General features: G+C 67.3%; 13 protein-coding genes. 5 read left to right on the forward strand and 8 right to left on the reverse strand.

The genetic code is table 11. From position 1 onward, the window contains the following. Positions 1 to 31: 31 nt before the first annotated feature. From ACV7GQ_RS08075 to ACV7GQ_RS08095, 5 genes are all read right to left on the reverse strand, one after another. The gene (locus ACV7GQ_RS08075) at positions 32 to 1,021 is read right to left on the reverse strand and encodes a branched-chain amino acid ABC transporter permease (RefSeq protein WP_470312999.1); all 990 of its coding nucleotides are present in this window, start codon (positions 1,019 to 1,021) and stop codon (positions 32 to 34) included. Further along, the gene (locus ACV7GQ_RS08080; RefSeq protein WP_470313000.1) at positions 1,018 to 1,716 is read right to left on the reverse strand and encodes an ABC transporter ATP-binding protein; all 699 of its coding nucleotides are present in this window, start codon (positions 1,714 to 1,716) and stop codon (positions 1,018 to 1,020) included. The genes ACV7GQ_RS08075 and ACV7GQ_RS08080 overlap by 4 nt, the downstream gene beginning before the upstream one ends. Further along, entirely contained in the window at positions 1,713 to 2,513 is an 801-nt protein-coding gene (locus ACV7GQ_RS08085; RefSeq protein ID WP_470313001.1) for an ABC transporter ATP-binding protein, read from the reverse strand. Before ACV7GQ_RS08085 ends, ACV7GQ_RS08080 begins: the two co-directional genes overlap by 4 nt. Before the next feature lies 1 nt (position 2,514). After that, positions 2,515 to 3,942 carry an ABC transporter substrate-binding protein gene (locus ACV7GQ_RS08090; RefSeq protein WP_470313002.1) on the reverse strand — a complete coding sequence of 476 codons (1,428 nt, stop codon included), beginning with the start codon at positions 3,940 to 3,942 and terminating at the stop codon, positions 2,515 to 2,517. 68 nt (positions 3,943 to 4,010) lie between these two features. Then, positions 4,011 to 4,715 carry a helix-turn-helix domain-containing protein gene (locus tag ACV7GQ_RS08095; protein ID WP_470313003.1) on the reverse strand — a complete coding sequence of 235 codons (705 nt, stop codon included), beginning with the start codon at positions 4,713 to 4,715 and terminating at the stop codon, positions 4,011 to 4,013. Positions 4,716 to 4,954: 239 nt separating this feature from the next. Here ACV7GQ_RS08095 and ppc point away from each other — a divergent pair, with 239 nt between their 5' ends. Both ppc and ACV7GQ_RS08105 read left to right on the forward strand, forming a co-directional pair. Beyond that, a complete protein-coding gene (gene ppc / locus ACV7GQ_RS08100) occupies positions 4,955 to 7,651 on the forward strand; it encodes a phosphoenolpyruvate carboxylase (RefSeq protein WP_470313004.1) in 2,697 nt (898 codons plus the stop codon). Between the two features lie 93 nt (positions 7,652 to 7,744). Continuing rightward, on the forward strand, positions 7,745 to 8,194 hold the full coding sequence (locus ACV7GQ_RS08105) for a universal stress protein (RefSeq protein WP_470313005.1): 450 nt from the start codon (positions 7,745 to 7,747) through the stop codon (positions 8,192 to 8,194). Positions 8,195 to 8,367: 173 nt separating this feature from the next. Here ACV7GQ_RS08105 and ACV7GQ_RS08110 read toward each other — a convergent pair whose 3' ends face one another. From ACV7GQ_RS08110 to glpA, 3 genes are read right to left on the reverse strand one after another with little or no spacing between them, the layout of a single operon-like run. Further along, positions 8,368 to 9,735 (reverse strand): anaerobic glycerol-3-phosphate dehydrogenase subunit C, encoded by a 1,368-nt coding sequence (locus ACV7GQ_RS08110; RefSeq protein WP_470313006.1) that lies wholly within the window; start codon positions 9,733 to 9,735, stop codon positions 8,368 to 8,370. Then, positions 9,732 to 11,003, reverse strand: coding sequence for a glycerol-3-phosphate dehydrogenase subunit GlpB (gene glpB / locus ACV7GQ_RS08115; RefSeq protein ID WP_470313007.1), 1,272 nt, complete (start codon positions 11,001 to 11,003; stop codon positions 9,732 to 9,734). The genes ACV7GQ_RS08110 and glpB overlap by 4 nt, the downstream gene beginning before the upstream one ends. Then, complete coding sequence (gene glpA / locus ACV7GQ_RS08120) at positions 10,993 to 12,723, reverse strand: anaerobic glycerol-3-phosphate dehydrogenase subunit GlpA (RefSeq protein ID WP_470313008.1); 1,731 nt, start codon at positions 12,721 to 12,723, stop codon at positions 10,993 to 10,995. Before glpA ends, glpB begins: the two co-directional genes overlap by 11 nt. A 334-nt stretch (positions 12,724 to 13,057) precedes the next feature. On the opposite strand from glpA, the gene ACV7GQ_RS08125 reads away from it, so the two are divergent. The 3 genes from ACV7GQ_RS08125 (at position 13,058) to ACV7GQ_RS08135 (ending at position 18,324) form a co-directional block, all read left to right on the forward strand. After that, positions 13,058 to 15,580: an extracellular solute-binding protein gene (locus ACV7GQ_RS08125; RefSeq protein ID WP_470313009.1), complete on the forward strand. Its 2,523-nt coding sequence runs from the start codon at positions 13,058 to 13,060 to the stop codon at positions 15,578 to 15,580. A gap of 131 nt (positions 15,581 to 15,711) precedes the next feature. Then, positions 15,712 to 17,244 carry a glycerol kinase GlpK gene (glpK, locus tag ACV7GQ_RS08130; protein ID WP_470313010.1) on the forward strand — a complete coding sequence of 511 codons (1,533 nt, stop codon included), beginning with the start codon at positions 15,712 to 15,714 and terminating at the stop codon, positions 17,242 to 17,244. Between the two features lie 3 nt (positions 17,245 to 17,247). Continuing rightward, positions 17,248 to 18,324: a DUF7973 family transport facilitator gene (locus tag ACV7GQ_RS08135; protein ID WP_470313011.1), complete on the forward strand. Its 1,077-nt coding sequence runs from the start codon at positions 17,248 to 17,250 to the stop codon at positions 18,322 to 18,324. Positions 18,325 to 18,326: the final 2 nt, after the last annotated feature.

Consider the following 18,326-nt stretch of genomic DNA (forward strand, 5'->3'; position numbering starts at 1 on the left):
CACGGCGGCGGACTGGGTGTCGGTGTCGGTGCTAATGGCCGCCCACCTCCTCGACGCCGAAGAGGCCCTGTGGCCGCACGATGAGCGTGACCACGAGGACGAGGAACAGTGTCAGTTCCGGGAGGCCTGTGAACCTGATGTAGTTCTGGAACCACCACGTCATCGTCGAATCGGTCATCCCGACGACGAGCGAGGCGACGACGGTGCCGCGGAAGGTGCCGAGGCCGCCGACGATGACGACGATGAACGCCGGCAACAGCGTCTCGGCGGCGAGGGGGACGCTGGCGCCCCACGCGACGTCCCACATCAGGAGCGTCCCGGCCGCCCCGGCCAGGCCGATGCCGAGCGCGAAGACGACGGTGAACACCTGTCGGACGTCGATGCCCAGCGCCGACGCCATCTCGGAGTCCTCGCTGCCGGCACGGATGTACAGTCCGTACCGCGTGCGCGTCAGGAACGCCCAGATGGCGGCGACGGTGAGCACGCCGAGCAGGATCTCGAAGACCGAGAGCCAGCGGACCTCGATGGGTCCGAGCGCCGCCGGCTCGCGGAGCAACTGCGGTTTCGTCGCCAGCGCCGCCTGCCAGTCCGAGAGCGGTTGCATCCCGTACAGGCCCAGCACGATGCGGACTATCTCGTCGACGACCAGGGTGAGCCCGAACGTCAGGAGAATCTGGTAGATGGGCGGGCGGTCGTACAGCGGCCGGATGACCGTCGTCTCGATGGTCCCGCCCAGCAGCGTCAGCACGCCGAAGACGAGGACGATGGCGACGAAGAAGAGGCCGAGGCGGCCGACCACCCCGGTCGACTGGCTGACGGTGAGGACCATGACGAGCCCACCGAGGTACGCGCCGACCATCGTCAGCGACCCGTGCGCGAAGTTCAACACGCCCATCAGGCCGAAGATGAGGGTCAGCCCGCTCGCTATCATCACGTAGAGGGCGGACTTCGCGAGGCCCTGGACGACGACGCTGCCGAGCTCCGAGAGCGTGAGGAAGTCCGCGAGCGCTTCGACTATCATGCCGAGAGATACCTCCTGAACCGCTCGTCGTCCGCGCTGACGGCGTCGGCGTCGCCGTCGTCGACCACGCGGCCGTTGTCGACGATGTAGAACCGGTCGGCGAGGTCGAGCGCCAGCGGGAGGTTCTGCTCGACGAGGAGCATCGTCGCGTCCTCGCTGGCGGCCGACAGCGCCTCGCCCACGTCGGCGACTATCTGCGGGGCGAGGCCCTCGCTCGGCTCGTCGACGAGCAACAGGTCGTTCTCGCCGACGAGGCCGCGGGCGATGGCGAGCATCTGCTGTTGGCCGCCCGAGAGCGTCCCGGCGTCCTGTCCCCGCCGGTCCTCGAGGATGGGGAAGGCGTCGAACGCGAGCGCCAACCCCGCCGAGACGCTGTCGGCGTCGGGAATCGCCGCCCGGAGGTTCTCCTCGACGGTCAACTGCGAGAAGACGCGGCGGTCCTCCGGAATCCAGCCGACGCCTCGCTGGGCCACCTCGTGGGTCTCGAGGCCGACCAGCGACTCCTCACGGAAGCGTATCTCGCCGGTCCTGGGCGGGGTCAACTGGAGAATCGAGCGGAGCGTCGTCGTCTTCCCCACGCCGTTGCGACCGACGAGCGCGACCACTTCGCCGGCCTCGACCGAGAGGTCGACGCCCTCCAGGATGTGGCTGTCGCCGTAGTAGGCGTGGACGCCGTCGAGTTCGAGTAGGCTCACGCGACACCCCCCTCCGGGTCCTCCGTGTCGGTCCCGTCGTCGAGGCTGCCCGGTTCGTAACCGCCGAGGTACGCCGACTGCACCTCCGGGTCGGCCCGGACCGCCTCGGGCGGGCCGTCGGCGATGACGGCGCCCTGGTGGAGGACGACGACCCGCTCTGAGACGTCCATCACGATGTCCATGTTGTGTTCGACCAGCAGGACCGCGTGGTCCTCGGCCACGTCCTCGATGAGGTCGCGGACCTCGTCGACGCTCTCGGAGGAGACGCCGGCGTTCGGTTCGTCCAGCAGGAGGACCGACGGGTCGCCGGCCAGCGCGACGGCCACCTCCAGTTTCCGCTTGGCGCCGTGGCTCAGCGTGCTCGCCGGTTCGTCGGCCCGGTCGGAGAGCCCGACCCGGTCGAGCTTCGCGTACGCCCGCTCCGTGTACGCCTCGAAGTGGTCGACGTTGCGCCAGAGCGCCGTCGAGTCGTCGCCCGCGGCCTGCTCGGCGATGCGGACGTTCTCCAGCACCGTCGAGTTCGGGAAGACGTTCGTCACCTGGTACGACCGGTGGATGCCCCGCTGGGCCGTCTCGTGGGGCGACGCGTCGGTGATGTCCACCCACGTATCGTCACGGCGGAGTTCGACGGTGCCCACGGTCGGTTCGAGCACCCCCGTCAGGAGGTTGAAGAACGTCGTCTTGCCGGCGCCGTTGGGCCCGATGAGCGAGCACAGTTCCGACCCGAGTTCGAAGTCGACGTCGTCGACGGCGACGAGGCCGCCGAACTCCTTGGTCAGTCCCCGCGTGCGGAGCATGTTACAGCGAACAACCCATCTGGTCGCTGTCCGCGGGAATCGTCGCCTCGCTCCCGCCGATGCGGGTGAGTAGCTGGCCGGGCATGATGGCCGCCCCCCACTTGTCGGCCCACTCGTCGGTGGTCGGGATGGGGTTCGCGACGGTCATCGCCGAGCGGGCCTGGTTGTTGTACTCCTGGAAGGTGTAGCCGTTCTCGCCCTTCGGCGTGTCGGTGACGGTCATCCCCTTCAGGGCGCTGGCGACGTCGGCGCCGGCCGTCGACCCGCCCTCGGTGATGGCCTGGTGGATGGCCGACGCCCCGGTGAACGTCCCGGACGTGAACAGGTCTGGGACGACGCCGTAGGCGCTGGTGTAGCTGTCGACGAAGGCGTTGTTTATCTCGTTGTCGTACTGGTTCCAGTGGTAGCGGGTCGTGAACGGCCCCAGACGGGAGTCCTGTATCTTCTGTTTCGTCAGCGGTTCCCCGAGCACGCTCTGCATCGTGCCGCCGACGACGCTGTTGGTGATACGCGTCGCGAACCCGCCGAAGACGCGGTAGGAGTAGTCCCCCGAGAGGAAGGCGTTGAACATGCTCGGGAGCGTCGCGACGGTGAACCCGCCGACGACGCCCTCGGCGCCCGCCTCCTCGGCGTTGTCGAGCAGGCCCTCCCACTCGGCGTAGCCGCTCTCGACGAATCGCTTGCCGACGATGTCGACCCCCTCCGACTCGAGGACGGTCTGGTAGTTGTTTACGACGGCGCGACCGAAGGAGTAGTCCGCACCGAACAGGTACACCTTCGAGACGTCCGTCTCGTTGGCGACGTACTTCCCGCCAGAGCGAGCGTCCATCGCCGTGTTCTCGCTGGCACGGAACACGAGGTCGCTACACGTGTCGGTGTTGGCCGTGATGCCGGCCGAGGCGGCCGGCCCGACCATCATCGGGACGCTGGCCTGGTTGACGACGTTACTGATGACCCGCCGGGCCGACCCCGACGACGAACACCCGGCCAGCATGTCCACGTCCTGGTTCTCGACGAGGTTCGTCGCCGCCGTCTGGGCCGTGTCGGCGGCGAACTCCGAGTCCCGGACGTAGATAGTGTACTCCACGTCGCCGACGGTCATCGACAGCTGTCCCGTGCTGACGTCGGTCGGCGGGTCCTCGCCGGCCTTGTAGGCGAGTCCCGAGAGGAACCCCCAGAGGGACTGCTTGCCGTAGTACGAGAGGTCCCCGGAGAGCGGCTGGAGCATCCCGATGCTGACCGATTGCGTGCTGTCCGACCCGTCGCCCGTCGCAGTGCCGTCGTCTGTCATGCTGGAGGTACCGTCGCCGCCGTCGCTGCCGCCATCGCTGCCGCCGTCGCCACCGTCTTCACTCACACAGCCGCTGAGACCGGCGATGCCGACCCCGAGCGACCCGAGCACACGACGCCGTGTTACATGGTCTCTCATACACGGATACCTACACGAACGATGACCATAGTGTCCGACGTTAACATGTTAACGCCGCGGACGGCCGCTCAGGAGTCGATATCGTCCAGCGCCTCGACGGCGCGCTCTATCATCTTCCGTTCCCCGCGCCGGAGGTTCTTCGACACCGCCGGCTTGGAGACGCCGAACTCCTCGGCCAGCGACCCAAGCGTCGTGTCCCGTGGGCTCTCGAAGTAACCCGAGGAGACCGCCTCCTCCAGCGTCTCGCGCTCCGTCTCCGAGAGGTCACGACAGCCCTCGACGAGCGTCATCGCCGCGCCCGCGTTCTGGACCACGTCCTGTAACCGCGGCAGGCTCTCGGCGGAGCGTTCGATGACGTCGAACTCGTTGTCGCGGTCGAGCTCAGAGAGCGTGTCGTCGGCGTCCCGGCCCCTGTCGAACCCGACGTGCCACACCTCGCTGCCGGCCTCGATGTGGAACGGCCCGGTGATGTACCCCCCGTTGTCCCGTATCGTCGACATCGCCGCCGTCTCGTCGATGACAGTCCGTATCTGTGCCACCTCCCCCTGGCGCCGGAGCAGTGCGACGTCGTTCATGTTGCCGTGGTCCCGAAGGGTGTCGAGGCCGACGTCCAGCACGTCCCTGTCGTCCGCCTCGACAACCATCCGCGTCTCGAGTTCGCGGTTCGCACTGTCGAACTCCCAGTGGACCGCCGCGAAGGCGACACCATGGTCTGCCGTCGTGTCGATGAACGGGCAGTCGTACTGCTCCATGTCCATGGCGATATCTATCATGGGATAGCCACGTTATTACATATCCCATACCCCATACGTATAAACAATTCTTCCTTTGTGTGTGATAGAACGGACCCAGCACGATCCGGGAACGGAACGGTCGGCCTCGTACCGGAACGTCGGAACGGGGGCGTCGACGGGCACGTTCCGTGATTCTATAACGAACGAACACAGAGGACGGCGGTGCCGTCCCACCCCGTTTCAATAGTGTTTTAGGCCTCCACTCGGGAAGGACTGGTATGACTTTGCACGCCAGAGAGATAAACCAGGACGTCCGTGAGTTGGGCGAGCTCCTGGGTGACGTCCTCGAGGCGCAATCGTCGACCGAGGCGTTCGAGATAGTCGAACGGATCCGCACCGCCTCAATCGAGTACCGGCGTGGCGACGCCGACACGCGCTCGGAGGTCGGCGAGACGCTCGACCGCCTCAACCCGGAGATGCAGGACATCGTCGCGCGCGCCTTCACGACCTACTTCGAACTCATCAACCTCGCCGAGGAGCGCCAGCGGGTGCGCGAGATCCGGGAGGGCAGTCAGGAGGGCGTCCTCGAGGACAGCGTCGTCGACGCCGTGAAGAAGCTCTCCGACCACGGCGCCGACGCCGAGGAAGTGGGCGACGTCCTGGACGACGTCCTCATCCAGCCGACGTTCACCGCCCACCCGACCGAGGCCCGACGGAAGACCGTCAAGGCCAAGCTCCGCTCGGTCGCCAACGACCTCGAGGCGCTCGACGAGGTCCGCCTGACCGACCGCGAGGAGGCCCGCATCGAGCGTGACCTCGACGCCGAGGTCACCAGTCTCTGGCAGACCCCGCAGGTCCGTGACCGCCGTCCTGAGGTCACGGACGAGGCGCTGAACGTCCAGTGGTACCTGGAGAACGTCCTGTTCGACGTCATCGACGAGGTGTACGACGAGCTCGAACGCGCTATCGACGAGGAGTACGCCGAGGACATCGACGTGCCGCGGCTGTACGAGTTCCGCTCGTGGGCCGGGTCCGACCGCGACGGCAACCCCTTCGTCACGCCCGAGGTCACCGAGGAGACGCTCGAACGACAGCGCGACACGATTCTCCCGCTCTACCGCGACCGTCTGAAGTCCCTCTCCGGCGTCCTCAGTCAGGACGCGTCGAACATCTCGACGGACGCCACCTTCGACGAGCGACTCAGCGACCACAAGGAGCGCCTGCCCGGCGTCGCCACCGAGGCCGAGGAGCGCTATCCCGACGAGCCGTACCGCCAGAAGCTCAAGCTGATGCGCGAGTCGGTCCTGCGCGTCAGCGACGTGCGACAGGGCGGCTACGACGCCCCCGAGGAGCTCCTGAAGGACCTCCGGGCCATCGCCGACAGCCTCCGCCAGAACGACGCCGGCGTCATCGCGGAGTCCCACGTCGACCCCCTGATCCGGAAGGTCGACACGTTCGGCTTCGCGCTCGCGAGCCTCGACCTGCGGGACCACCGCAAGATGCACACCGACGCCATCGCCGAGGCCGTCGAGCGACAGGGCATCGACTACGCGAGCATGGACGAGGACGAGCGCGTCGAGTTCCTCACCGAGGCCATCCTGCAGGACGGCACCGTCGTCGACATGGAGGACACCGAGGGCCTCTCGGACGACTCGACCCGCGTCCTCCGCCGGTTCCGCGAGACGGCGAACTGGCAGAACGAGTTCGGCGTCGACGCCATCGACACCTACGCTATCAGCTGGTGTGAGGAGTCCAGCCACGTGCTGGAGGTCCTCTTCCTCGCCGACCAGGTCGGCATCGTCGACCTGCCGGGCTACTGCGGCCTCGACATCGTGCCACTGCTCGAATCGGAGTACGCGCTCTCGGGCGCCCGGCGCATCATGGGGACGCTGTTCGAGAACGAGGCCTACTCGATGGCGCTGGACGCCCGCAACGGCGTGCAGGAGATAATGCTCGGGTACTCGGACTCCAACAAGGAGAACGGGTTCCTCGCCGCCAACTGGTCGCTGTACAACAACCAGAAGCGACTGGCGACGATAACCGACGACTACGACGTGGAGATGCGGCTGTTCCACGGCCGCGGTGGCTCCATCTCCCGCGGCGGCGGCCCGATGAACGACGCGATGCTGGCCCTGCCCAACGAGACGGTGACCGGCCAGATCAAGTTCACCGAGCAGGGCGAGGCCATCGCCGAGAAGTACGCCAACCACGACATCGCGGAGCGGAACCTCGAACAGATGCTCAACGCGCAGGTCCGTGCCCGGCACACCGCCATGCACGAACCCGTCGAGGAGATCCCCGACGAGTGGATGGAGGCCATGGAGACGGCCTCCGACGCTGCCCGTGACGAGTACCAGGACCTGCTGGAGACGGACGGCTTCGTCGACTACTTCGAGCAGGCGACGCCCATCACCGTCATCGAGAACCTCAACATGGGGTCGCGCCCGGCCTCCCGGAGCGAGGACCGCAGCGTCGACGACTTGCGGGCCATCCCGTGGGTGTTCTCGTGGACCCAGGCGCGCTGTATCATCCCCGGCTGGTACTCCATCGCGACCGGGCTGAACGCCTACCTGGAGGACGGTGGCGACGTCGAGACGCTCCAGCAGATGTACGAGGAGTGGCCGTTCTTCCGCACGAAGATAGACAACGCGTCGCTCGCGCTCGCCCGGACGGAGATGGACATCGCCGAGCAGTACGCCGACCTCGCCGACGACGACCTCCGCGAGCGCATCTTCCCGCGCATCAAGTCCGAGTACGAGGAGACGGTCGACCTCATCCTCGACATCGCCGGTCGGGACGGCCTCCTCGCCCGCGACTGGCTGGAACAGAACCTCGAGCGCCGGAACCCCTACGTCGACCCGCTCAACCTCCTGCAGGTCCGGCTGCTCGCCCAGTCGCACCTGACCGAGACGGAGAAACGCACCCTGCGACTGACGGTCCAGGGTATCGCGGCCGGGATGAAGAACACCGGATAACCGGTCCGGTTCCCCCGTCGCCGCTCGGCACTCAGTAACAACACCTGTAGTATCCACCGAAGCATTTACTGTGGTTCCACTTGGACAGCCGCTATGGCAATCCAGAAGATTCTCCTCGCGGTCGGGCCGAACGACAAGGACCGTATCGACCAGCTCGCCGAGACGGTGAGCGACATCGCCGGACCGACCGGGGCGGAAGTCGTCATCGGCCACGTGTTCACCGAAGACGAGTACGACAACGTCGTCGACCGGTTGGAGTTCGCCTCCGCCGCGGAGGCCGACGTCGACGAGGTGGCCGACCGACACACGACGGTCCGAGAGCTGGAGAAGCGACTCGGCGACGCCGACATCTCCATCAGCGTCCGTGGCGCCGTCGGGAACCACGGCGAGCAGATCGTCGACCTCGCCGAGGAGACCGGTGCGGACCTCGTCGTCGTCGGTGGCCGCAAGCGCTCCCCGACCGGCAAGGCCGTCTTCGGGTCGACCGCACAGGAGGTCATGCTCAACGCGCCGTGCCCGGTCACCTTCGTCCGCGGCGAATAAGGCGCTTTCCGACGTTCTCTCGCGGTTCCGTGTCTGTCCATAGCCACGGCTTCGCTCCGGGGCTCGTGGCCGGGGCGGTCGCTGGGAGTTGCCGGAACGTGCGTGAGAAGCCGAACCGGGAGCGACGGCGGTAGCGCTTCGGTGCCCGACTGCGGACGGACCGAGCGGGTGGGTTACTCGACGACGGCTGCCTCGACGAGTTCGAGGGGGTGGCGGATCTCGTAGCCGGTGCCGTGTTCCATCTGCATCGCACAGGTGGGACACTCGGTCATGCCGGTCTCGCCCTCTGCGTGTTCCATGTGTTCGAACATCTCGTCGCCGATCTCCATGGACTTCTCGTACTTCTCCTCCTTCCAGCCGTAGGTGCCGGAGATACCAGAACAGGAGTCGCCGACGTCCTCGACGCCGACGCCGTCCAGGTCGCGGAACAGTTCCACGGCCTGCCGTTCGAGGCCCTGATTACGGGCGTGACACGGCGCGTGGTAGGCGAACTCCTCGGCCAGTTCCCCCGACACTTCGGCAGACTCTATCTCGCCCTTGACGTCCTCGTGGATGCGGAGGTACTCGATTGCCTCGTAGGTGTTCGACGCGACGTCTTCGATGCCGTCGATGTCGAACAGCTCGGGGTACTCCTGTCTGAGCGCCATCGAACAGGAGGTGCAGGACGCGATGGCGTCGTACCCCTCGTCGACGAGGTCCGACATCGAGGAGACGTTCACCTCGGCGTGCCGGCGGGCGTCGTCCAGCATCCCGTTGGCGAACATCGGCGTCCCCGAGCACTTCTGCTCGGGGGCGACGACCTCGTAGCCGAAGTGCTCGAAGACGTGGACCATCGCCTTGCCGACCTCCGGCGTGTTGTAGTTGGAGTAACAGCCGTGGAAGTACGCCACCTTCTTGTCGGCGTCGGTCGGTTCGCCGCGGCGCTCGCGGCTCTCGACGGCGTTCGCTCTGGAGGCGTCGGCACCACCGCGGGCCGCCCACCACTGGCGGAAGGTCTGCTGGGCGAACTCGGGGAAGTCACGCTCGCTCGTGACGCCCATGGTCTTCTCCATCAGCCAGCGGGCGGGCCCGAAGTTCATGGCGAAGTTCGCCAGCCGTGGCACCTTGCTGGCGAGGCTCGCCGACAGGCGGTAGTTCGAGAGGACGCGGTTGCGGACGTACTCGACGGACAGTTTGTCCATCTGCTCCTCGACGTACTCCCCACGGGCGGTGTTGTGCATCTGACTCAGCGGCACGCCCGAGGGACACGCCGAGTCACAGCGCATGCAGTTCGAACAGGACATCACCGAGTCGTCTATCTCGTAGTCGTCGTCGGTCTGCTTCAGGCGCCACTGCTCGGGCCCCTGGAACTTCGGCCCGGGGAAGTCGTCGTCGACCTCCGCCACCGGACAGTTCGTATCACAGACCGAGCACTTGTAGCAGGAGTCCGCGCCCGGTCGCAGGTCGAAGTCGTCGCTGTCGGGGAACACCTCGACCGGTTCGAAGTCCTCGCCCGTGTTCGGTTCCACTGGGTCGAAGTCTGTAGGTTGTGCGTCGCTCATCGTACCTCCGCTGCGGCGCTCGTGCCCGCCGCGTAGCCTGTCGCAATCGAGACGCCGCTTCCGGACTTCTCCGCCGCGAAGTCGTAGCCGCCGAGGACGCTCCCGGCGGCGCGCAGATTGTCGAACTCCACGTCGCCGTCAGCGGACAGCGGTCGCAGGTCGTCGTCCGTCTCGACGCCGAACCCGGCGAACGGGTGGTCGCCGAAGACGTCGGTGTCGAACCAGTCGTACCGGTCGTCGCTGTGAGGGACGTGGCAGTCGAAGACGGGTTCGCTGACGCCCTCGCGGTCGGACTCGACGCCCTTCCCGACGAGGCCGCCGGTCGCGAGAATGTACTGGTCGGCCGAGAGCGGAATGCGGGCGCCGTTCTTCTCCATGAAGACCCGCTCGACGTGCCCGTCGCCGTCGAAGTCGACGATGGGGTTGCCAGTCTCGAAACTGGCACCGCTCTCGTCGAGCGCCTCGAACAGCTTGTCCTCGAGTCGGAGGCCCGGCAGGGACGGCGGCCCCATCGGCACCTCGAACACGTCGACGCCCATCTGGTCGCCGAGGGCGTCCCGGATGGCACCGGGATTGTCGTCGCCCAGAATCGCCGGGAAGCCGACGCGCTCCGCGTCCTCGACCAGCGGGTTCACGCGCTGAGCGAGGGCCTCGCGTGCCGGGACCTTTCGGCCGCGCACCGCCACATCGCCGTTCGTGTCCAGCAGTTTCGCGTAGCGGGTGACCTTCGCGTCCGCCCGCAGGTCGCCCGGGAACCGGATGGTCTCGCCGCGCACGTCGAACGGGACGCCGACGGCCTCGAGGTGGTCGGCGACGTGTGGCGCGTCGAAGTCCGTCATGGCCTCGATGCCGACCAGCAGGGTGTTTCGGTCGTCGCTCGCCAGCCCCGCCGCCGCGCCGCGCGGGTAGCGGGCGGTGGGTTTGATGCTCCCGCCGTGGGTGGGCAGGAGGGCGTTGGTGTCGGTGTGGCCGCCCTCGTACCTGCTGACCGCGTCGAACATATCCATCGCCTCCCTGACGGTCTCGACGCCGACGGTCCGGTACGGGTGTGAGGCCGGCAGGTCGGCCATCGCGGCGTACGGGTCGGTCAGTGGCCCCTCGCCCTCGGGCGTGTATCCGAGGAGGTCGACCAACCCGGACGCCTGCCGGAGCGTGCTCTGCTTGTAGGAGACTAGGCGGACGTCGGCGCCGTCACGGGCGGCCGCGAGGGCGCTGGAGAGGCCAGCGAGGCCGCCACCGACGACGAGGACCTCCGACTCAATCGCCATCGGGCGTCCCTCCGTCGGCGGCGACGTCGGCCGCGCCCGAGTCGCCGGTGTGGTCGACCCCCGTGTCGAAGGCGGCGAAGTCGACCGGGTCCCCTCCGGCGGGGTCGTTGTCGCGGTTCTGGGTCGTCGCGTGCAGCGCGTAGTTCAGCGCCGCCTGCGAGAGCTGTTCGCCCCAGAGGGCGTGACGCTGGCCCTTCCAGCGCTCCTGTAGGAGTTCGTCCCAGGCGTCGCGGACGACGCCCTCGTCGTACTCGCCGTGGAGTTCGCTGGCCATCCGATGCGTGCAGATACCGCCCTGACAGTTGCCCATCGAGGCGCGGGTGCGGATGCGGACGGCGTTGAGGTCCGACCCCGACTGAGAGATGGCGTCCTGAATCTCGGCGCGGGTGACGCCCTCGCACTCACAGACCGTCGGGTTGGGGCCGTCGGTCTTGAGCACCTCGTCGGCCCGGGAGCCGAGCCGCTCGACGCTCCGGCGGCCGATGGGCGACCGGAGGCCGAACTCGTCCATGTAGTCCCGGAGGACGGAGAAGTCCTCGCTGCCGGGCAGCGGTTCGTCGGCGGTCCGACAGTCGGCGTCGATGCCGAACTTCCCGCAGACGTGGTCGGATATCTGCTCGCCCATCATGCGGTAGGTGGTGAACTTCCCGCCGACGATGCTGGTCATCCCCGGCAGGTCGTCGCGCTCGTCGTGGTCCAGCAGGAAGAAGTCGCGCGTGATGTCGGTCGGGTCCTCGCTGCCCACGTCCGGCGGTTCGTACAGCGGGCGGACGCCCCAGAACGAGCGGATGGTGCGGGCCTCTTCGAGCATCGGAATCAGTTCCGAGAGCGTCTCTATCATCAGGTCGACCTCCCACTGCTCCTCGGGGTAGTCCTCGGGGTCCTCGACCTCCTCGTCCGTCGTCCCGAGGATGGCCGTCGTCTCGTGGGGGACCACGATGTCGGCGTCGCCCTTCGGCCGACAGCGGTTGATGACCGTGTCCACCTGCCGGACGTTCATGATGGTCATGACGCCCTTCGAGGGGCGGACGGCGATGTCGACGCCGGCCATGTCGCCGATGCGGCCCGCCCACGCACCCGTCGCGTTGACGACGTAGTCGGCGCGGATCTCCTCGGTGCCGCCCGCAGTCCCGTGGACCCGCTTGCCCGGGCCAGAGTCGTGTTCGACCTCCAGACCGACCACTTCGTCGTCCTCGACGAGGAGGTCCGTCACCTTCGAGTGCGTCTCGATGCGCGCGCCGTGTTCCTGAGCGCTGGCGGCGTTCGCGACGACCAGCCGGAAGGGGTCTATCGCGCCGTCGGGGACCGTTATCGCCTTCTCGACGTCTTTCGCGAGGTGTGGCTCCATCTGCCGGGCCTCCGCCCCGGAGACGACCTCCGCCGGGATACCACACTCCTTGCACCCCTGTAGCTTCTCCTGGAAGTACTCCTCGGAGTCCTCGGGGCGCTTGACGAACATCCCGCCGGTCATCTCGACGCAGTGGCTGGCGATGTCCCGCAGGACGCGGTTCTCTTCGATACACTCCGTGGCGCTGGCCTGGTCGGAGACGGCGTACCGCCCGCCGCTGTGGAGCAGCCCGTGCATCCGGCCGGTCGTCCCGTGCGTGAGGTTCCCCTGCTCGACGAGTGTGACGTCGAGCCCTCGCATCGCGAGGTCTCGGGCGATGCCCACGCCGGTCGAACCGCCGCCGATGACGGCGATGTGTGGTGTCGATGCCATCTGTTATACGTGCGCTTTGGAGCGCATCCACTTTATTTTACCGTTGAACCGGGGTTCGCCAGTAAATTTTATTGGTAATCATGATTGTCCGGCCTATCGTGTGAGTCATGGTCACGGTAGCCATAATTTTCTGACGTTTTGGCGGTTATGGGCCTTTGCCCACGCTGAAACGGCTAATATATGCAGATAGAGCGGAAGTCAGAAGCTGAGAACGGAGATTGCCACCCAGTTACTGATGGTTTGGGGGGTTTCAGTAACTACTATGTACGATTATGTGCGATTAGGGGGACACGGATTGACATGATAGCACACGAGCGACGGACCGGGGGACAGTATGAGCGGGTGGAACCCGTTCGCGGACGACTCCACCGTCGAACCCGACGGCGGAACGACGGACCGTGCCCCCGACGGAGACACACAGGATTCGAACGCGAGCCCGGACGGACGGACGGCGGCCCCCGACACGCCGGACGAGCAGGACGACGCGGCCGCCGAGATCGCGCGTCTCGAACGCGAACTCGCCGCCGAGCGGTCCAGACGGACCGAGCTCGAATCGGCCGTCGACCGGCTGGCCGACGTCGCGGCGGTGAACGCGTCGGGAGACCTGACGGCGACGCCAGGCTCACCGCCGACCGACCGCGCGGCGGACCTCTACGACGCGTACGAGGACCTCGTCGCGGAGTGGCGCGAGACGGTCGACCGGGTGGCCTCGTTCAGCGAGCAGGTGTCCTCGGCGACCGAACGCGTCGACGACCGCATCGACAGCGTCAAGGGCTCCAGCAGGGACGTCAGCGAGGCCGTCGACGAGATATCGGCCGGGTCGCGGACACAGCGTGACCGCATCCGGGACATCTCGGACGAGATGCGGAGCCTCTCTGCCACCATCGAGGAGATCGCCGCCTCGGCCAACGAGGTGGCCGACACCTCCGAGGAGGCGAGTCGTCGGGGCTCGACCGCACAGGAGGCCGCCGGCGACGCGATGGCGGAGCTCGACCAGCTGACGAGCCACGCCGAGGAGACGGCCCAGAAGGTCGAACGGCTGAACGACCGCATGACGGACATCGAGGACATCGTCGAGTTCATCACCGACGTCGCGGACCAGACCAACATACTGGCGCTCAACGCCAACATCGAGGCCGCCCGCGCCGGGTCCGAGGGCGACGGGTTCACCGTCGTCGCCGACGAGGTGAAGACCCTCGCCAGCGAGACGAAGCGGGCGACCGACGAGATAGCAACCTCCATCGACAGGGTCCACGACCAGGCCGACACGGCGGTCGCGGAGATGCGACACACCCGCAGCACCGTCGAGAGCACGCACGAGGCCGTCGACCGGGCCCTCGACGAACTCGACGCCGTGGTCCGGCGCGTGGACGACGTGGACGCGAGCGTCCAGGAGATAGACGACGCGACCGACTCGCAGGCCCAATCGACCCAGGAGGTCGTCTCGATGGTCGACGAAGTGGGCGAGATAAGCGACCGGACCGCGTCGGAGGCCGACACGGCGGCCGACGCCGCACAGGAGCAGACGACGGAACTGGCGGAGGTGTCGACCCGCGTCTCGACGCTCACGGAACGGGCCGACTCGCTGGAGCGCACGCTCGACCGGTTCGAACTCGCCGGGGCAGGGGCGTCGGCGAAGGGCGACGAGACGGTCGTGGAGTTCTGGCACGCGATGGGCGGTGAGAAGGCGCTGTTGCTCGAATCCCTCGCCGACGAGTTCGAGTCCCAGACCGAGGGCATCAGGGTCTCGCTGACCTCGAAGGGGAGCTACCGCGGGACGCTCGACGCGACGCTCGAGGCCGCGGCCGCCGGAGACGGCCCCACCGTGGCGCAGGTGTTCGAGATAGGCAGTACGCGCGCACGCGAGAGCGGGCACTTCGTGCCGGTCGAACGGCTGCTGCCCGCGGACCACGTCGACTCGCTCGTCGACCCGGTGTCGAACTACTACCGCATGGACGGGCAGTTGCAGTCGCTGCCGTTCAACGCCTCGAACCCGGTCCTCGCGTACAACCGCGACGCGTTCCGTGCGGCGGGACTGGACCCCGACGCACCGCCGAAGACGTTCGAGGCGGTCCGGAGCGCCGCCGAGCGACTCGTCGCCCGGAGTGGTGTGGACTACGGCATCACGTTCGCGAACTACTCGTGGTTCCTCGAACAGTGGTTCGCCGAGGCCGACGAGCTGCTGGTCGACGCGGACAACGGCCGCGCCGGGGTACCCAAATCGGCGTATCTCGACGACGAGTTCGGCCGGTCGCTCGTCGAGTGGTGGGTCGGCATGGAGGAGGACGGCCTCTATCTCGACCCCGGTATCGAGGCCCGCGGGGAGGCCCGAACCGCCTTCCACGCGGGCGACGCCGCGATGCTCGTCGGGTCCTCGTCGTCGTTGCAGGCCATCGAATCCGGTGCCGACTTCGACGTCGGAACGGGGATGCTCCCGGTCGAGGACGAACGGACCGGCGTCCTCGTCGGCGGGGCGTCGCTCTGGGTCAGCGACGGGGTACCCCGTGCGACGCGGGACGCGGTCGGGCAGTTCCTCACGTGGCTCACCGAGCCGGCCCAGCAGATGCGGTGGCACCGGGAGACGGGATACTTCCCGGTCCACGAGGCGGCGATTCCGGAGCTCCGCGCTGACGGATGGTTCGAACGGAACCCGCATTACGCCACCGCGTTCGACCAGCTGGTCGCCACGACGGACACGACGGCGACACGCGGAGCACAGATCGGCCCGTTCGACACGGTACGAACGGTGATAGAGGAGGGTATCGGACACATTACGAACGTCGAGCAGGTCGACGAGGAGTTGGCACGCGTCAACGAACAGGTGGAGAAACGGCTCCGAACGTACGCTAGAAACTGAAAGAACAATCGTTTCGTATTTTTTATCTGCGGTCGGCCGTCGTGAGTAATCTTTATAATGATTCACTATATTGTTTACTCACAAGGCGGGGTCTTGGATAAACAAGACTCGCCCGAACGGAGAACACACCAATGGCAGACACATACGTCGGCTCGATCGACCAAGGTACGACCGGTACGCGGTTCATGGTATTCGACCACAGCGGTCAGGTCGTCGCCAACGCGTACGAGAAGCACGAACAGATCTACCCGGAGCCCGGCTGGGTCGAACACGACCCGCTCGAGATCTGGGAGAACACGCAGGAAGTCGTCACCCGGGGCCTCGACGAGGCGGGCCTCGACGCCAGTCAGCTGGAGGCGCTGGGCATCACGAACCAGCGAGAGACGACGGTCGTGTGGGACGAGGAGACCGGCAAGCCGGTCCACAACGCGCTCGTCTGGCAGGACCGCCGGACGACCGACCGCGTCGAGGAGATCCAGGAGGCCGGCAAGGTCGAGGAGATCCGCGAGAAGACCGGCCTCGAGTGTGACGCGTACTTCTCGGCGACGAAGACCGAGTGGATCCTCGAGAACGCCGAGCCGCTGAAGATGCAGAGCTCCCGTGGGGAGGACCTGCAGGACCGCGCCGAGGCCGGCGAGCTCATGATGGGGACCATCGACACGTGGCTCATCTACAACCTCACCGGGAACCACATCACCGACGTCACCAACGCGTCGCGGACGATGCTGTACAACATCCGGGACCTCGAGTGGGACGACGACCTCCTCGACGAGTTCGGCGTCCCCGAGTCCATGGTGCCGGAGGTCCGCCCGTCCTCCGACGAGGACTACTACGGGACCACCGACCCCGACGGCTTCCTCGGCGAGGAGATTCCCGTCGCCGGTGCGCTGGGCGACCAGCAGGCCGCGCTGTTCGGTCAGACCTGTTTCGACGAGGGTGACGCGAAGAACACGTACGGCACCGGGTCGTTCTACCTGATGAACACCGGGACCGAGGCCGTCAAGTCCGACCACGGCCTGCTGACGACCATCGGCTTCCAGATGTCCGGCGAACCCGTCCAGTACGCGCTGGAGGGCGCCATCTTCATCACCGGCGCCGCCATCGAGTGGCTGGAGGACGTCGACCTCATCAACAACGCCGCCCAGACGGCGGAACTCGCCCGCTCGGTCGACTCGACCGACGGCGTCTACATGGTGCCGGCCTTCACGGGTCTCGGGGCCCCCCACTGGGACGGCCGCGCCCGCGGGACCATCGTCGGCATGACGCGTGGGACCCGGAAGGAGCACATCGTCCGTGCCACCCTCGAATCCATCGCGTACCAGACGCGCGACGTCGCAGAGGCCATGGAGGCCGACTCCGGCGTCGAGACGACGTCGCTGCGCGTCGACGGCGGTGCGGTCAAGAACAACTTCCTCTGTCAGCTGCAGTCCGACATCATCCAGACGGACATCGCCCGTCCGGAGGTCGACGAGACGACCGCGCTCGGGTCCGCCTACGCCGCCGGTCTGGCCGTCGGCTACTGGGACACCGTGGACGAGCTCCGCGACAACTGGCAGATCGACCGCGAGTTCAGCCCCGAGAAGGAGGCCGAGGAAGTGGACAAGCTCTACAGCCGCTGGGACGACGCCGTCGAGAAGTCCCTCGACTGGGCCAAGGAGGAGTAACGTATGGTGGCTGACCTCCTCCTCCAGATTCCGCTGTTCGGCGTGGAGGTGCCGCGCTTCATCGCGCTCCTGCTGGCCGCCTTCGCGGGCGGCGCGTTCGGGGCCGCGCTCGGCGCGCTCCCGGCGTTCTGTTTCACCGGGTTCATGGTCATCGCCGGCGAGGCCGTCAACATCCTCGTCGCCGAACTCGGTTCGGTGCTCGACATCGCCGGCGGCGAGATCGGCGTCGGCGTGACCGGCTCCATCGCCTTCGGTCCGGTCTTCGGCCCGCACGTCTCCTTCGCGGCCGGTGCGGCAGCGGCCGCCTACGCCGCGAAGAACGACGGCATGCCCGAACCGGCGGACGGTGACTACCACCCGGCGAAGGACATCGCGTACGCGCTGGGCACCCGCCCGGACATCCTCGCCGTCGGTGGGCTCTTCGGTATCCTCGGGCTGGTCATCACCCGCGTCTCGGCCGGCATCGGCGCGCCGTGGGACCCCATCGCCATCGCCGTGGTCCTCTCGGCCGTCGCCCACCGGCTCGCCTTCGGCTACCCGATCGTGGGTGCCGGCGACCGCAGCGTCCTCGACATGTCTCCCTTCGAGAAGGGCGAGGAACGCGTCGCCACCGACGGCGGAACCGTCGAGGCGACCCGACTGGCAGTCGAACCGTGGCTCCCCCACCAGTACAAGTGGGCGAACGTCGCCATGATCGGCATCGTCGCCGGCCTGCTGGGCGGCTGGATCGCCATCGTCACCGGCAGTGCCTTCCTCGGGTTCGGTATCTCCGCCGCGTCGCTGACGTTCCTGAACCTCGGCGTCGAGAAGATTCCGGTCACCCACCACATGACCCTGCCCGCCAGCACGGCGGCGCTCGCGGTCGCACCGCTGGGCGGCGAACCGGTCCAGATCATCGCTGCCGGGGTGTTCGGACTCATCGGCGCGCTCGCCGGTGAGACCATCCAGCGCATCTTCTACGCGCACTCGGACACCCACTTCGACCCGCCCGCCGCGGCTATCGTCGTCGCGACGTTCATCATCGGCGTGCTCGCTCTGGTCGGCGTCTTCCCGACGTCCGTCTGGATCCCGCTGCCGTAATT

The sequence above is a fragment of the Haloarcula sp. MBLA0163 genome (assembly GCF_055632435.1).

Coding starts and splice junctions, on each gene's coding strand:
- ACV7GQ_RS08075 (WP_470312999.1), bottom strand. CDS start 1,021: ATGATAGTCGAAGCGCTCGCGGACTTCCTCACGCTCTCGGAGCTCGGC.
- ACV7GQ_RS08085 (WP_470313001.1), bottom strand. CDS start 2,513: ATGCTCCGCACGCGGGGACTGACCAAGGAGTTCGGCGGCCTCGTCGCC.
- ACV7GQ_RS08090 (WP_470313002.1), bottom strand. CDS start 3,942: ATGAGAGACCATGTAACACGGCGTCGTGTGCTCGGGTCGCTCGGGGTC.
- ACV7GQ_RS08095 (WP_470313003.1), bottom strand. CDS start 4,715: ATGATAGATATCGCCATGGACATGGAGCAGTACGACTGCCCGTTCATC.
- ppc (WP_470313004.1), top strand. CDS start 4,955: ATGACTTTGCACGCCAGAGAGATAAACCAGGACGTCCGTGAGTTGGGC.
- ACV7GQ_RS08105 (WP_470313005.1), top strand. CDS start 7,745: ATGGCAATCCAGAAGATTCTCCTCGCGGTCGGGCCGAACGACAAGGAC.
- ACV7GQ_RS08110 (WP_470313006.1), bottom strand. CDS start 9,735: ATGAGCGACGCACAACCTACAGACTTCGACCCAGTGGAACCGAACACG.
- glpB (WP_470313007.1), bottom strand. CDS start 11,003: ATGGCGATTGAGTCGGAGGTCCTCGTCGTCGGTGGCGGCCTCGCTGGC.
- glpA (WP_470313008.1), bottom strand. CDS start 12,723: ATGGCATCGACACCACACATCGCCGTCATCGGCGGCGGTTCGACCGGC.
- ACV7GQ_RS08125 (WP_470313009.1), top strand. CDS start 13,058: ATGAGCGGGTGGAACCCGTTCGCGGACGACTCCACCGTCGAACCCGAC.
- glpK (WP_470313010.1), top strand. CDS start 15,712: ATGGCAGACACATACGTCGGCTCGATCGACCAAGGTACGACCGGTACG.
- ACV7GQ_RS08135 (WP_470313011.1), top strand. CDS start 17,248: ATGGTGGCTGACCTCCTCCTCCAGATTCCGCTGTTCGGCGTGGAGGTG.